5 protein-coding genes and 1 pseudogene are annotated in these 15332 nt (G+C 64.5%); all 6 read left to right on the top strand.

The genetic code is table 11. From position 1 onward, the window contains the following. Positions 1 to 2264: 2264 nt before the first annotated feature. Positions 2265 to 2801 (top strand): sigma-70 family RNA polymerase sigma factor, encoded by a 537-nt coding sequence (locus AB0C69_RS21985; protein WP_360356301.1) that lies wholly within the window; start codon positions 2265 to 2267, stop codon positions 2799 to 2801. 251 nt (positions 2802 to 3052) lie between these two features. Next, positions 3053 to 3277, top strand: a complete 225-nt coding sequence (locus tag AB0C69_RS21980) for a LuxR C-terminal-related transcriptional regulator (protein WP_360356303.1) — start codon at positions 3053 to 3055, stop codon at positions 3275 to 3277. 1002 nt (positions 3278 to 4279) lie between these two features. Further along, positions 4280 to 5079 (top strand): annotated as a pseudogene (locus tag AB0C69_RS21975) (transposase); the annotation flags it as partial. Then, positions 5076 to 5513 (top strand): hypothetical protein, encoded by a 438-nt coding sequence (locus AB0C69_RS21970; RefSeq protein WP_360356298.1) that lies wholly within the window; start codon positions 5076 to 5078, stop codon positions 5511 to 5513. The pseudogene AB0C69_RS21975 and the gene AB0C69_RS21970, both read left to right, overlap by 4 nt. Before the next feature lie 580 nt (positions 5514 to 6093). After that, on the top strand, positions 6094 to 9567 hold the full coding sequence (locus AB0C69_RS21965) for a LamG domain-containing protein (protein ID WP_360356296.1): 3474 nt from the start codon (positions 6094 to 6096) through the stop codon (positions 9565 to 9567). Positions 9568 to 9637: 70 nt separating this feature from the next. Beyond that, positions 9638 to 15332 (top strand): type IV secretion protein Rhs (locus tag AB0C69_RS21960; protein WP_360356293.1); only part of this gene is annotated, 5695 nt, incomplete at its 3' end.

Genomic DNA, 15332 nt, shown 5'->3' with positions numbered 1-15332 from the left:
TGAGGTGGACGGCGTCCAGAAGCCCGGTGAGCTTGGTGTGCTGGACCTCGTGGGCCAGCGTGACCGCGAGGAAGCGGGCGTCGGGCGGGCTGGACGCGTTGAACCGCACACCCCGGAACGTGCTTCGGTGAAAAGCTCCCTGAACCAGGGAAGGCACACCGCGAACTCGACGCTCTTCTGTAGCTCCTGCATCTCCCAGAGCTTCTCGAATCCGTACGAGGTGGGTCGGGCGTCCGCGACTAGGCGCTTCGCCGCCGCGACCGCGCCTTGTTCTCGCACCATGCCGAGGAAGACGGTCGGGTTGTATCGTCCCCTCAGCTTTGCCAACTCGCCGGTCACGTGGTCGTGAAACCTCGTATCGAGATCGCGCGCCGGAGCGGGCGGGGCCACCGAGCCGAGTTCGGCCCGTGCCATGGCCGCGAGATCCGCGTCACAGACCGCCCAACGCTCGCCTCTCCACACGACCGACCAACTGGCATCGGCATCATGATCCGACCAGAGGCACTTGCCCTCAGTTGCCTTGCTACCCACCGCGTGCAGGTCCGGGTCATACGGCATCGCCATGAGCACGCCGACGGCCGGCCATGGAACCCGCCCATAGAACGCCATGGAAAGTCCCTCCTGCGGGTGCCGGGGTCAGCAGGGGTCTCAGAGTAGATCTATTACCCCGGTTGGAAGTTTCATTCACCGGGACTTGACCGGAACCGGCGAGCGCCCGCAGGAAGCCGCGATCTGCGCATCTGTAGAGAAATACAGACAAATCAGCCGACTTGTCCTCAATTCAATGGTTCGTGCGCTAACTCGTGTGGACGGATGTGCCCCTTGCGTCTCGGCCGACGGGGGTTGTGTCTGCTGACGTGGCGACAGTAACCTAAAGTGACTATTCGTGTAGGCGGCGTGTGTGAATAATGGGAGATCAGAAGTTACTTGATCTTCCTCGAACAGGTGCTAAGGAAGCGGAAGAAGGGCCTCTGACCTGGGCGGAAGCCTGTAGAGGTTGTCCTGGCGAGGTATCCGATCGTGTTCACACCGAAGAGGCCACTGGTTCGAACCCAGTATCGCCCACGTTTCCCCAGCTCAGAGGCTTGCTCGGATGAAGAGCAGGCCTCTTTGGCGTTGTCGCAGCCCGAAGAGGTCACGGGTTCCGACCCGGCAGCGCGCAACTCCGTCCCCCACAAGGCCCTCTTCGACTCCGTGCCAGGTCACTAGTGATCCAGTGGGAGAGATTTGGGAGATCACCCTCCTCCCGCCGTGAACGAGGCCACAAGAAGGCCGCTCTATCGGTCACTCTGTGTGGTTGATGGTGGGCTGCGTGCTCGCTGCATGTTCGCTCAGGTCCACCAGTCGGGTTGGGCTGTCGTCTGTTTGGCGGCATCCCAACAGGTCAGGCGCCCAGGTCGGCCCCGCGTCCTGCTTTGGCCGGGCGCCGTTGGCAGGTCACCTGGATCGTCTGCAGGCGTCGCCGCTGCTACGTCGAACCGTCCGAACGCCCCGGAAAGGCCCGCTGATACGGCACGGCCTTCACCGACTTCGGCTTCGCGCTCATCCGCGCATGGCGGGACGTGCTGCTGCCTGCGTGCCGACCCACCTGTCCCCATGACCAACGAGCCGTCCGCTACCTGGCTATGACCCGCGAGGCGGCAACCTCCACCGTCCAGCCCGACGGCACCGTCAACACCCGCGACGATGCCCCACATCACCGGATCAGCTACCGCGATCTCCTCGTGATGTCCGCCACGGCTGGCATCGTGCGGGGCGGCTTCGCGCTTCCGTCTCCCGGAGCGGTGCGATTTAGGTAGCCGGCGCCGGCCCGTGGGGAATCGGGCCGCGCGACGGCGGCCGGTCGGCGGTGGGGAAGAGGCGTTATGTCAGCTCGGCGGCTCGCGCTCGCTTGCCTGGCACGCGCTGCGGCCTGAGCCGCCATCGCCTGACCTTGGCGATGTCACGGGACCGCCGACTCTGCCTACTAACTCCTGAGAATCCGGGCTCGTAGTGGACCCGGCAGAGACACGAGTAGACCTCGAGAGGCGGAGCCGGATGGAACCGACGTGGCTCAGCGAGGCGGTGATGATCGGCTGTTCGGTGGCTGGCCTCACAGGGCTGTGGCTTCGGCTGCGGACACACGTCCAGCTTGACCGGACACGGCAAAGGACGAGAGCGGAGATGTTGCGGACGCTCCCGCCTGGGAGCCGGATGAGCGACCATGGAGCGGACGGCTCGCTGGTGCAAGTCGACGTTGGCCCGACACCACGCGGAGAACGCGGATGAGTGATGCGGCACCCGAACGCGTGGCGACACGGGCGGCGCGCCCCCGACCGGGTGTCCAGGAGTTCAGCACGCTGTACGAGAACGAAATGGCCAAGCTCACGCGGTTCGTCATGAAGCACGGCGCATCGACGACGGAAGCCGCCGATGCCGCGCAGTCGGCGTTCAGCTTGGCCTGGGAGTCATGGGACCGAATCCGCGAACCGAAGGCGTGGCTTCGTACGGTCGCGGTCCGCGAGTACTTGCGCCGCCCCCCGGTTGAAACACCGATTGACGCGGTGCCCGACCAGGCCGCGTTCCCGCTGCTCGACTCGGTGGAGCTCGGTGAGCAGGAACAACGGGTCATGGACGCGCTGCACACTCTGCCGATGAAGCAGCGGCAGGTGATGGCCTGGCACTATGACGGGTTCTCGAACGTCCAGATCGCGAGAGAGATGGGCATCAACGAGCCCGCCGTGCGGCAGAACTTGCATAGGGCGAGAGAGCGGCTGAAGGAACTGCTGCTCCGAACAGCTGGAGAGGCAGGCGACGAATGACCGGTTTCCACGACGACACCGCAATCGACCCCCTCGACATGCTGCTCCAGGTGGCCGACGTTCGCACGGAACAGGCTTTGCAAGCTTCATTGAAGCTGCACGCTGGCCTGACTGCCATCACCGCCCAGCGGGGCGAGGAGGCAGCGTCGGCCGCTCCCTCACGCGGTGAGGATGTTGGCGGCAGCTTTAGCGTCGGTACGTCCACCGGCCTCGGGGACGCGGACGTCCTCTTGGCTACCAAGCCGGCCACGCTGACCCTCACGCCTAGGAGAGACGAGGAACGGTTCCACCTGACTGATGCCGAGATCAAGCTGCTCGCGCAGATCGCCGCCGGGGTGACGGCCGATGTTGCCGCTCGCAAGTTGGAGTTGAGCGCCCGGACACTCCGCAGGCGCCTCCGAACGATCTGCGATCGCTTGGAGGTCAACACGCCCATCGAAGCCGTGGTCTGGGCCGCCCGGAGGCAATTGATCTGACGAACGACGCTTACCCGGCCCGCGGGCTGAACTTGCCGCTGCGGGCCGGGTGGTGTCTCCGCGGGTTGCGGCCACGTGTATTGGAGGAAAGATGTGCCGCCTGTGTTTCGTGGTCTCGCCTTGATCGACGGCCCGGATCCGCGTGATCTCGGTCTTGTGCCGAACCTTCCGGACCGAGAGCGGGCGGGAGCGGGCGGCGTAGCAGGTGGACGGTCCGATCCCGACGGCCGTGCTCATCGAGCACGCGGCAGATCGCCTCGATTCCGAACACCTGCTTAAGAGTTACGAGAACCGCTGTGGCAGATCGAGCTCGGCCGCGAAGAAACCCGCCGCAGCCTTGAGCATCTCGTCGGTGCCCTTTACCCGCCCGGTCCCGCGGAACTGCGACCTCGACCCTGCGCAATCTCGGTGGACACGGTCTTAGACGAGCTGCCGGTTACGGTGGCTACCGGCCGGCATGCCGGGCGTTCGCCCCGTTCATAGCCCTGATGCTCGAACATCTCCGCTTACAACGCGACCTGCTGCACCGTCTTGGTGGCTCGGCCAGCAGCCCGACCGGGCCCACCAGCGACACCCCCTGGCCAGGGCTCGCCCGATCAGCTCGGCGGCGAGCCGAACATCCAGCGCGCTCGACCCGCTCGGTTCGGTCGTCGTCGCTCAAAGATCATCCTCCCGGTCGGACAAGGGCCCCAGCCCTTCGGATCACAACCCCTCGCACGATCTTCAGGACAGCCCCGAAAGATGACGCTGGCAGCCTCACAGGCGTTTTCGAGCCGGTCTCGTGTGCTTGCCGCTGTGGGCCGTTGGTGAAGGGCCTGGGTGAGCACCTTCTCGACTTCGGCTAGAGTTCCTGCTTCACCAGCCAGATGCTGAATCGATCAGCAACTCTGGGGTCGGTGCAGCCTGCGGCGACGGCTTCGCGGTAAGCGGCGATGACCGCCTTATCGTTCCAGTCTTTCTCAGCGCTGTGTCCGGCATCCTCGGCCAGGACGGCGAGAGGGGCTATATCTGCAGGGCCTATCATCGGGGGGACTTCACGGCGACGCTCCGGCAGTTCCTCGGCTCGACGGCCGAACTGTCGGCGTCGATGTTCACAAAGATGACCGAGCAGTGGAAGGCCGAGCAGCGCGCCTTCGCCGCCCGCGGCCTGTCGGGCGTCGACTATGTCTATCTGTGGGCCGACGACATTCATGTCACCGTGCGGCTGGAAGAGCGCAAGCTGTGCCTGCTGGTGATGATCGGGCGCGGTGCTGATGGCAGCAAGGAGTCGGCGATGGGGCGTTGGGATTCTTGGGCGCGCTGCGCGAGGTGTTTCCCCAGGCCAAGAAGCAAAGGTGCTGGGTTCACAAGATCTCCAACGTGCAAGGGCCGATGCGGAGTCGGCGCACCCGGCAGCGAAGAAGGCGCTGGTTGAAATCTGGAACGCCGAGGAGAAGGACTACGCCCTGGCCGCGGTGAAGCAGTTACGAGCGGCCGACGCCGCCAAGTTCGGCAAGGCCGTCGTCAAAGTCATCGATGACCTGGACGAGTTGCTGGCCTTCTATGCCTTCCAGGCCGAGCGTTGGATCCATCTGCGTACCGCCAACCCGATCGAGGGCACCTTCGCCGGTGCGGCGCCGCACCAAGGTCACCAAGGGACCCGGCTTGCGGGCGGCCGGGTTGGCCATGGCGATCAAGCTGATCGAGTCGGCCAGGCACGCTGGCGCTTGGTGAACACCCCCTGCCTGGACGCCCCCGTCCGAGTCGGGGCTGGCTTCGAACGCGGCTGGCTTGTCGAGCGTCCCGAAGGAGTGGCCGCGTGAGTAGCCCCACTGACGGCCCCGCCGAGCCGGACGAGCGCCGCCGCTACGGCTGCCACCTGCGGGCCCTGGCCGCCGTGGGCGCCGACGATGAGCCCACGTTGGTGAACGAGATCCTGCAGGACCCAGACGAGGAGATGGCACTGGCCGCAGTGGCCCGCCACATCGACGACCGGGCACGCCTCCTGCTGACCGACGAACGGTTTCCCGGCTGGGTCCACACCATGACCGGCGTCATCGGCGAGCGGGACTTTCTCACCCGCCGCCTGACCGAATGGACGCTGTTGGCTGCTATCGCTCAGGACGAACCATGGGTGGCCGTCGAAGTCCTGACATCACCCGATGCCCTTGCCGCCCTTGTCAGCCAAGGAAGGACACGACGGGTCCGGGCGGCAGCCAGCCAACGGCTCCGTCAGCAAGGTCACCAACGCGGCTGACTTGATGCAGAGGTCTTGACTATGCCTCGTACTTGATCCCGCCGGACTGGAGAGGCAGAAAGTTGAGGTGGTCCTCGACCGCCCCTAGTCCTCCGACCGGTGATTGATACCGCTCTCTGCCTGCGGTGCGGCATGTGCCCATCTCGTACAGAGATGCGCGGGCCCAAGGTGATGGGCGTTGAAGCCTCGAGACCGTGATGCCGAAGGATGGACAGCGGGGGGATTCCAGTAGTGAGGCACCTCCAGGCAGTACAGGTATGCCGAATACACGATCCAAACATCGATTGAAGGCCGGTTTTGGCCAGCTGCGGAGTGCAATATGAAGTTGGACAGTGACTATCCGTTGTCCCGTTCCAATTGCGATTAGGAGAGGACGCTTGAAGCTCTCATCAGGATTGCGAAGGGGGCTGTGATCTAGATCACAAAATGAAGATCATCTGAGAATCTTCCCCTCGCTTGATCGGCGGGTTATGTTAAGGCGGCTTTGACAACCCCTTATCGCCTTGGGATTCATATGGGTCGTGGTGTCGCATGTCGTTGTGCGTCTGTTCTTCGCTTTCTTTCGCGGCACCCCATATGTATGGCGCCCCTTCTGGCTTTGGTGTTGGTAGCTGGCCTGCTACAGGTACAGGTGACCCCTTGGGCGCCGAAAGTAACGGCGCTCGCCGATGAACCGAGTGGCGCCGCGACCGAGCAGGAGGCGATCGCGGCTGCAAAGCGGATCGGTGAGCCGGTGGAGGTCCTGTCCCAGCGTGGAGAGAGCCGGACGGTGCGGGCGCTACCGAGTGGCCGTATCGAGATCGAACAGCATGTCGAGCCCATCCGTGCGCGTCAGAACGGCAAGTGGGCCGATGTCGACGCCACCTTGAGCCGGTCGGGCGATTGGATTGTTCCAGCCGTGACGACGGTCGGGCTTAGGTTCTCGGCCGGCGGGAGCGGCCCGATGGTGCAAATGACCCGGGCTGGCCACGCGTTGGCGCTGTCTTGGCCGCAGGCCCTTCCATCTCCCACCCTGGACGGCGATACGGCCGTGTACCAAGGGGTCACCGGCCCGGACGTGGACCTGCGGCTGCGTGCCCAGGCGGACGGGTTCGCCCATGTGTTGGTGATCAAGACCGCCGAGGCGGCCAAGGATCCGCGGGTGGCCAGTTTGGCGCTGGCGCTGGCGACCAGCCGTCTTGCGGTGACGGAGGAGCAGGGCAGCGGTGTTCTCAAGGCCGCCGACACTAACTCGGGCGCGGTGGTGTTCGAGGCGCCCTCGCCGATGATGTGGGACTCCACCCAGGCGACTGCAGCCTCAGGGGCCCGTAACCAGGCGACAGTGGAACCAGACGAGGAGCCCTCGGCGGGAGCCAAGACAGCCCCCATCGATGTGGCGGTCGGAGACGGCAAGCTGACCTTGACGCCGGATCAGTCTTTGCTGACTGCACCAGACACCAAGTTCCCGGTGTACATCGACCCTGTCTGGGACACCAACCTGGCTTCCAGTTATGGGATGGTCTCCTCAGGTTGGCCGGATCAGTCCTATTACAAATTCGGCGGCAACTCCACGGAAGGGGTCGGTCGTTGCGAAGTTGCCAAGGACCCCAACTGCGTGAAGAACCAGACTAAGCGGTTGTTCTTTCGAATGCCGATGCCATCGCTCAAGGGAAGCTATATCCAGAACGTGGAGTTCACCGCGTTTGAGACCAGTGCCTACGATTGCGACAACAAGACCTCGGTGCAGTTGTGGCGGACGACGACTTTGCAGTCGTATGCGACATGGAACAACACGAACAGTTCGTCAGTTTGGCTGGACCAGCTAGCGTCGCGAGATGTGGCGTACTGCTCCAAGGCTCCCGTGGAGTTTGGTGGGTCGACGCTCCGTTCGCATGTGCAGGACGCGGCGAACAAGGGCCACAGTTCTATTACGTTCGGCTTGAAGGCCTACAGTGAGTCAACGATAGACTGGTGGAAGCGTTTCTCCAAGGACGCTTATCTGAAGGTTCAGTACAACCGGCCGCCTTTGCAGCCGGACACCGACACTATGTTCGCCAACCCAGGTACCAAATGCCTGGCCAGCAGCCAGGCCAAGATTGTCAACGACCTCTCCATCTTGTATGCCTACCTGAAAGATCCCGACAACGAGGACTCCAGCAAGGTTCAGGGCCAGTTCACATTGCACTGGGCGAACAATGCTGACGGCTCGGACTGGGGCCCGAAGTGGACTTCGGGCTTGACGTCCCAGAAGACGACGGGCAGCAAGTTCGAGAAGATCGTTCCATCGACGATTCCTCAGGGCAAGAAAATCGCCTGGGGAGTGCGTGCCTGGGACGGTGAGCAGTGGGGGCCGTGGAGCTACGACGGCGCACAGACGGGCTGCTATTTCATTTACGATCCGGCGAAGCCTGGGCAACCGGAGATCACGTCGACCGACTATCCCGCTGATGGAAGTGGGCACGGTGGTGTGGGGCAAGCCGGGACGTTCACCATCTCTGACCCCGCGGGGGTCGCCGACCGGTTCGAGATCGTCCTCAACGGTGAGCTGGTGACGACGGTCTCGACCTCCGCCGGCGCCCCTCAGCAGGTGCAGGTCGCGCCGACCCGTTACGGCCCCAACGTGATCACTGTGCAGGCTCTTGCGCCTTCTCATCAGGACGGGCCCACTTCTTCCTACGAGTTCAACGCCAATGCAGGATCCGCGCCGCTGGCCAGGTTCAAGTTGGACGAACCGACTGGATCATCCGCTGTGCAGGCGATGACCCGTGAGGGAGAACCGCCCATCTCGGCAACCGTTCACGGTAACGTGACGGCAGGCGGGCCCGGCCATGTCGGTCGGGCGATCCAAACGGACGGCTCCACCGGATACGCCGCCACCGACGGCCCCATCATCGATACAAACGACAGCTTCTCGGTGTCGGCATGGGTATGGGTTGACGCATCCGATCCCGACACCGATTTCACCGTCCTGTCGGAGGAAGGCAACTACTTCAGCGCCTTCTACCTGAAGTACGTGAAGAGTACGCAACAGTGGGTGTTCGCCAGAACCGCCTATGACACCAACAAATCCGGCTGGTACCAGGCCACTTCCGCGAAACCAGCGCGTGCCGGAGCATGGACACACTTGGTCGGCGTGTGGGATGCAGTGGCCAAACGGCTGCGCATCTACGTCAACGGCAAGAAGGGGACCGACAGCGCCGAAGTGACGCTGACATGGAACGCTATCGGCGGCCTCCAGATTGGCCGGGGCAAGTACACGGGCGTGCCGGTCGACTACTGGCCAGGCAAGATCGACGACGTGCGCGTCTACGACCGCGTCCTTGGTCCGGATGAGGCGAAGGGAATGGTCACCGAGGCTCCGGTGCTCAATGCTCGATGGATGCTCAACCAGAATGGTCAGGCTGACCCATACCCTGAGAACGCCCCTGGACTACAACTCCAAAATGGTGCGGTCATCGATCCAGATGCCGGCTTTGGCTGGGGTGCCTCCCCAGCGGGTCTGATGCTTGGAGGCAGCACGGCGTTCGCCGAGACGCAGACGCCGCCGGTGCTGACGGACGAGAGTTTCACGATCGCCGGATGGGTCCGCAACGGTGGGCGTCCGCAGCAGGTTGCGACGGTGTTCTCCCAACCCGGCTCCCATGCGAACGCGTTCGAACTGCGGTATGTGCCGGGCGAGGATCCGGCACAGCAGGGCGTCTGGCAGGTTGTGATGAACAATTCCGACGATGCGACCTCCACGCCTTTGGTGGCTTCCCATCCCAGGTTCATTGAGAGCGATTGGGTTCATCTAGCAGTGGTTTATGACGCGCTGCAAGGCGAAGTCACCCTTTACGTAAACGGTCAAGCTGATGAGACCGCAGACGGGGTGTCGCGAGAGGACAATGTTTTCCCTTTCAAGGCGCAGAACAATGGCGGACTACAGGTCGGGCGCAACAAGATCGGCATCTCGGGCGGAACTGGTTTCTGGCCGGATGCGATCGACGACGTGTGGGCTTACCAAGCTGCACTAGAACCGCAGCAGGTGGCCGCTCTCGCCAGCGGTGTGGAACTCCCAGCCCAGACCGGACCCTAACCTCATTCGGCCGAACCCACGTTGCGGCGTGGTGTTCGGCCTCGGCAAACCCCCGTCTTGGACTTCAAGCATGCCGAGCGCGCTCGTCAAGGGCCGCCCTGTGGAGGATGTCGTGAAGGCAGGCCGTGTAAGGCTCCGTCGCCGAACGCTGATGCTGGAACCGCGCCGGTCGGCGCACGCCGTGGCGATCGTGACCGCGGTGGCGCTGGCGGCCGGACTGGTCTCCGTGCCGCCGGCGCTGGCCGACCCGCCGAACTCCCACCGGCCGAAGGTCGAGAACCATGAGCGCCCGGTGGACGGCCACCCCCTGAAGGCGCGGCCTCGCAAGGTGACCCCGGCCAAGCCGGGGCCGGCGGCCAACACAGCGTGGCCGAAGCCTGGAGCAGCTGAGATCAACGTGCCGTCCGGCTCGAACGCGGCCCGTCCTGCCGAAAAGGAGGCAGGGGCCAAGGCAGGCGAACTCCCGATCGAGATCCTGGCTCCAGGCAAGGTCAAGGGTGCTGAGAATCCTGCGCCATCGGCGCAGCGGGTACGGGTGCAGGTCCTTGACAGCCAGGCGACCCGTAGCGCAGGCGTGGACGGGCTGGCGCTCACCGTGGCCCGCACCGATGCCGCCGCGCCTGGAAGGGTGAAGCTTCGGCTGGACTACTCGACATTTGCCCAAGCATTCGGCGGCTCCTACGGAGCCCGCCTGCGCCTTGTCCAACTACCGGCGTGTGCGTTGACGTCACCGGCCCAGCCAGAGTGCCGTATCCCGAAGCCGGTGACGGCCGCCAACAACAGCGCTGCTAGGACGTTGACTGCTGAGGTCGAGACGTCACCGGCCCAGACATCGGGCTCGCCGGAGACAGCTGGGAAGAACGCTGCACTGCTGGTCGCCACCGCCGGCTCGGACAGTTCGCAGGGCGATTACGGGGCGAGTTCGCTGGAGGCGTCTGCGACCTGGCAGGCCGGTGGGAACGACGGGGATTTCACCTGGTCCTACCCGTTGAGAGTGCCGCCCGTGCCCGGCACGCTGAGCCCGCAGGCTGAGGTTTCCTACTCCTCAGGCAGCGTAGATGGTCGGACCGCCAACTCCAACGGGCAACCGTCATGGGTCGGTGAGGGCTTCGAACTGTGGCCGGGGTACATCGAGCGACGCTACAAATCCTGCAAGGAAGACGAAGCCCCACAGGATGAGGGAGGCAATTACCCGGCAGACCAATGCTGGGGCTACGACAACGCGACCGTCACCTGGGCTGGCAAAGGCGGAGAGCTGATCAAAGCTTCCGACGGCACGTGGCGGATGAAGAACGACGATGGCACCAGGTTCGAGAAACTCACCGACTCCTCGACCGCCAACGGTGACGACAACGGTGAGTACTGGAAGGTCACCACTACCGACGGCATCCAATACTTCTTCGGGCTCAACCGACTGCCCAACTGGACGAGCGGCAAGCCGGAGACCAACTCGACCTGGACCGTACCCGTCTTCGGCGACGACTCTAACGAGCCCTGCCACGGATCGTCGTTCGCCTCCTCCTGGTGTCAGCAGGCATACCGCTGGAATCTCGACTACGTGGTCGACCCCGGCGGGAACGCCATCAACTACACCTACGGGCAAGAGATCAACCACTACGGTCGCAACCTCAAGGCCGCGGACGAGACCCCGTACGTGCGCGGCGGCTATCTGAAGACGATCTCCTACGGGCTGCGCAAGGATGCCCTGTTCGCCAAGGCTCCCGCCCAGGTCACGTTCGATACCTCCGAGCGCTGCATCCCTGACGCCGGCTTCGACTGCGACCCGTCCAAGATCGGAAGCAACCCTGACAAGTGGTGGGACGTCCCGTGGGACCTGCACTGCGACTCCGGGCAGGACTGTAAGGACACCCACGGCGCCCTGGCCCCGACGTTCTGGTCCCGCAAACGCCTCACCAAGATCACCACTCAGATCCTCAAGAGCGACGGATCGGACTACCGACCGGTGGACTCGTGGTCGCTGGACCACTCCTGGGGGACAGCCGACGTCGAGCGCGACCTGCTACTGAAGGAGATCCAGCACACCGGACACGCCGCCGACGGGAGCACGACCACACTCCCGAAGGTCAGCTTCAACTCGGTACAGCTGCCCAACCGGCTTGATGAGACCGGCGACGACATCCTGCCTTACATCCGGTACCGGCTCGGCGCGATCTATGACGAGTCCGGTGGACAGATCGACATTGGCTACTCCGACCCCGATTGCTCCCTGAGCGATCGGCCGACGCCGGAGACCAACACCACCCGGTGCATGCCTGTGATCTGGACGCCGCCCGGCCGCAAAGATCCCATCACCGACTGGTTCCACAAGTATGTGGTGACCTCGGTGATTCAAACCGACCGCACCGGGCTGTCCCCGGACATGGCCACCAAGTACCAGTACCTGGACGGTGCCGCCTGGCACTTCGACGACGATGACGGGCTGAGCAAGGAGAAGCACAAAACCTGGTCCCAGTGGCGCGGCTATGGCCACGTCCGGACCCTGACCGGTGCCTATGACACCCCGTCCACCCAGAGCGACACCTACTACCTGCGCGGCATGGACGGCGACCGCAAGACAAAGGACGGTGGGACCAAGTCGGTGACCGTGTCCGACGGTGAAGGCGGCACCTACACCGATCACGACGCTCTGGCCGGCTTCACGCTCAAGACCATCCAGTACACCGGGCCGGGCGGCAGCGTCCATTCCAAGACGGTCAACACCCCATGGCGGGTACAAACCGCCTCGCGCACCCGCCCGTGGGGCGCCGCGACGGAAAATGTCACCACGACGGCGAACGTCACAGCGACCGACACCTCCACGACCTGGACCGTCAAGGACGGTGGCGGCTGGACCCAGACCAAGACCGACAACTCCTATGAAGACTCCGGCCCCGGCGTAGGCCGCACCATCTCGGTCAACGATTTGGGCGACACCGGCACGTCCGACGATGACAAATGCACCCGCACCAGCTACGCCGACAACACCGGCGAATGGATGGTCAAGTTCCCGTCCCGGCTGGAAACGGTCTCCGCTGCCTGCACCGTCACCCCCGACCGGCCTCGCCAGGTCCTTTCCGACGTGCGCAACTACTACGACAACGGCGCCCTCGGCGCCGCCCCGTCCAAGGGCCGCGTCACCAAGGTCGAGAAGCTCGCCGACTACACCGGCACGACCCCCCGGTACATCACCCAAAATCAGACTGTCTACGACATCTACGGCCGGGCGACGAAGGTCACCGACGCCGCTGATCAGCTCGCCACGACCGATTACATCGAGACCCAAGGGCTGAACACTCAGATCACCACCACCAGCCCACCCGCCAAGCCCGGAAACTCGGCGACGGCTCTGACGACCGTGCAGTATCTCGACCCCGCGTGGGGCCTCCCGATCACCACCGTCGAGCAGTCCAACTCCGGGCTGCGCACTGATCTGGAATATGACCCCCTTGGACGTTTGGTCAAGGCATGGCTTCCCGACCAGTCCAAAGCCGCCAGCATGAAGCCCAACTACGAGTACGGCTACCACGTCGCCGAGAACGAGATCGTCGCGGTCACCACCAAGACGCTCACCGCGAGCGGTCTCGGGCAGCGAACCTCGGAGATCAAACTGCTGGACGGCTGGCTGCGCGCCCGCCAGATCCAGGTGCCCGGCCAACTGGGCAGGCTGGTCAGCGACACCTTCTACGACGACCGCGGCCAGGTCGTCAAAACGTACGCGCCCTACTCAGCAGAAGGCGCACCCAGCACTGAACTTTTCGGCGTCGGCACTCCCGGCAAGGTGGAGACCCAGACCCGCACCGAATACGACGGCCTGGGCCGCAAGACTATAGAAAAAGTCACCACCGGCAACGGTTCTCAGCCCGACTCGGAACTGTGGCGCACCACCTACGACTACGGCGGCGGCAACAGAGTCTCAGTCACCCCACCGGCCGGTGCCACCCCTACGGCCCAGCTCACCGACGCCCGAGGCCAGGTCATCGAGCGCCGCCAGTACAAGGCCGCTACCCCGACGGGCGCTTACGAGGCCACGCGCTACACCTTCAACCCGGCCGGCCTTCCCGCCACGGTCACCGACCCGTCGGGCAACATCTTCACCACTACCTACGACCTGCGCGGCCGCAAGATCCAAACCACCGACCCCGACACTGGAACCACAACCTTCGCCTACGACGACCTGGACCGCCTCACCTCCACCACCGACGCCCGGGGCAAGAAGGTCTTCACCGACTATGACGGCCTGGGGCGCAAGACCGCCACCCGCGACGGCGCGGCAGATGGACCCCTACTGGCGTCGTGGACCTATGACACCGTCGCCCGCGGCAAGGGCAAGCTCGCTACTGCCACGCGGCACACTAGCGACGGCGACTATGTCAGCACGGTCCGCCACTATGACGAACTCGGCCGTGCCGACATGACCGCCCTCACCGTCCCTGAGTCACAAGGCGCACTGGCGAAGCGCTACCTGTTCTCCACCAAGTACTTTCACGATGGGACGGTCCAGACGCAGAACCATCCCGAGGCAGGCGGGCTGCTGGCCGAGGGCGTCAACTACACCTACGACGACTTCCTGCGACCCACCAACCTGACCGGGACCGGTACCAGCCCGACCGATATGACGACGTACGTCAACGACGTCGACTACACCCCGACCGGGAAACTTCAACTCCTCGAACTCGGGCCCCTCGGGAAACACACCTGGCAGACCTTCACCTACCAGTACGGCACCCAGCGGCCGGCCACCGCACATACCACCCACGAAGGCACAACAGGCGACGATCGGTACGCCACTTACCACTACACCGACGCCGGCACCGTCACCTCGATCACCGACGTCTCCCGCGACGGGACCGACAACCAGTGCTTCACCTACGACCACCTGCAACGCCTTACCGAAGCCTGGACGCAGGGCACCACTGCCGCGTGCTCGCCCCAGCCCGCTGGCGCCGTCATTGGCGGCCCCGCCCCGTACTGGCAGGGCTTCACCTACGACACCGCGGGCAACCGCACCCAGGAAACCCGCCACGGCGTCGCCGGAACCGCCGACACCACGCGCACCTACACCTACGCCGCAGCAGGGCAAGGCAACCGGCTAAACCAGGTCACCCAGACTGGGCCCACCGGTCAGCGCACCGACACCTACGACTACGACGCCACCGGCAACACCATCAAACGCGCGATCGATGCCGGACCTGCCAACCCGGGCCAAACCCTGCAATGGGATACCGAAGGCGAACTCACCAAGGTCACCGAGAACGGCAACGACGTCACCTTCGTCTACGATGCCGACGGCAACCGCCTGATCCGCAAGGACCCCGCGGGATCCACCCTTTACCTGCCCGACGGCACCGAACTCCGCGCCCTCAACGGCGCCGCCACCGCCACCGGCACCCGCTACTACACCTTCGGCGACCAGACCGTCGCCATGCGCACCTCCGACGGCACCATCACGCACCTAGTCGGCGACCACCAAGGCACCTCGCAGATCGCCGTCAACACCAGCAGCCGACAAACCACCGTGCGACGCACCACGCCCTTCGGAGAGATCCGTGGATTCGACGACGACGCCACCTGGCCCAACGACAAGGGCTTCCTCGGGGCTACTAAGGACCCGACCGGCCTGACACACCTGAGCGCCCGCGAGTACGACCCCGACACCGGCCGCTTCATCTCCGTCGACCCCCTCATCTATGGGGCAGATCAACCTGCGCGGGTCACGGGGACGTCCAGCACCCCCGGCGGCGGGAGACCGGTCTCGCCCCGCAGCG

Origin of the sequence: Actinomadura sp. NPDC048032, from assembly GCF_040653175.1 — a bacterium.
GTDB classification, from domain to species: domain Bacteria; phylum Actinomycetota; class Actinomycetes; order Streptosporangiales; family Streptosporangiaceae; genus Spirillospora; species Spirillospora verrucosospora.
Note: the sequence above shows the minus strand (reverse complement) of the source record. Positions and strands in the feature narration are given on the sequence as shown.

Coding starts and splice junctions, on each gene's coding strand:
- AB0C69_RS21985 (WP_360356301.1), top strand. CDS start 2,265: ATGAGTGATGCGGCACCCGAACGCGTGGCGACACGGGCGGCGCGCCCC.
- AB0C69_RS21965 (WP_360356296.1), top strand. CDS start 6,094: ATGGCGCCCCTTCTGGCTTTGGTGTTGGTAGCTGGCCTGCTACAGGTA.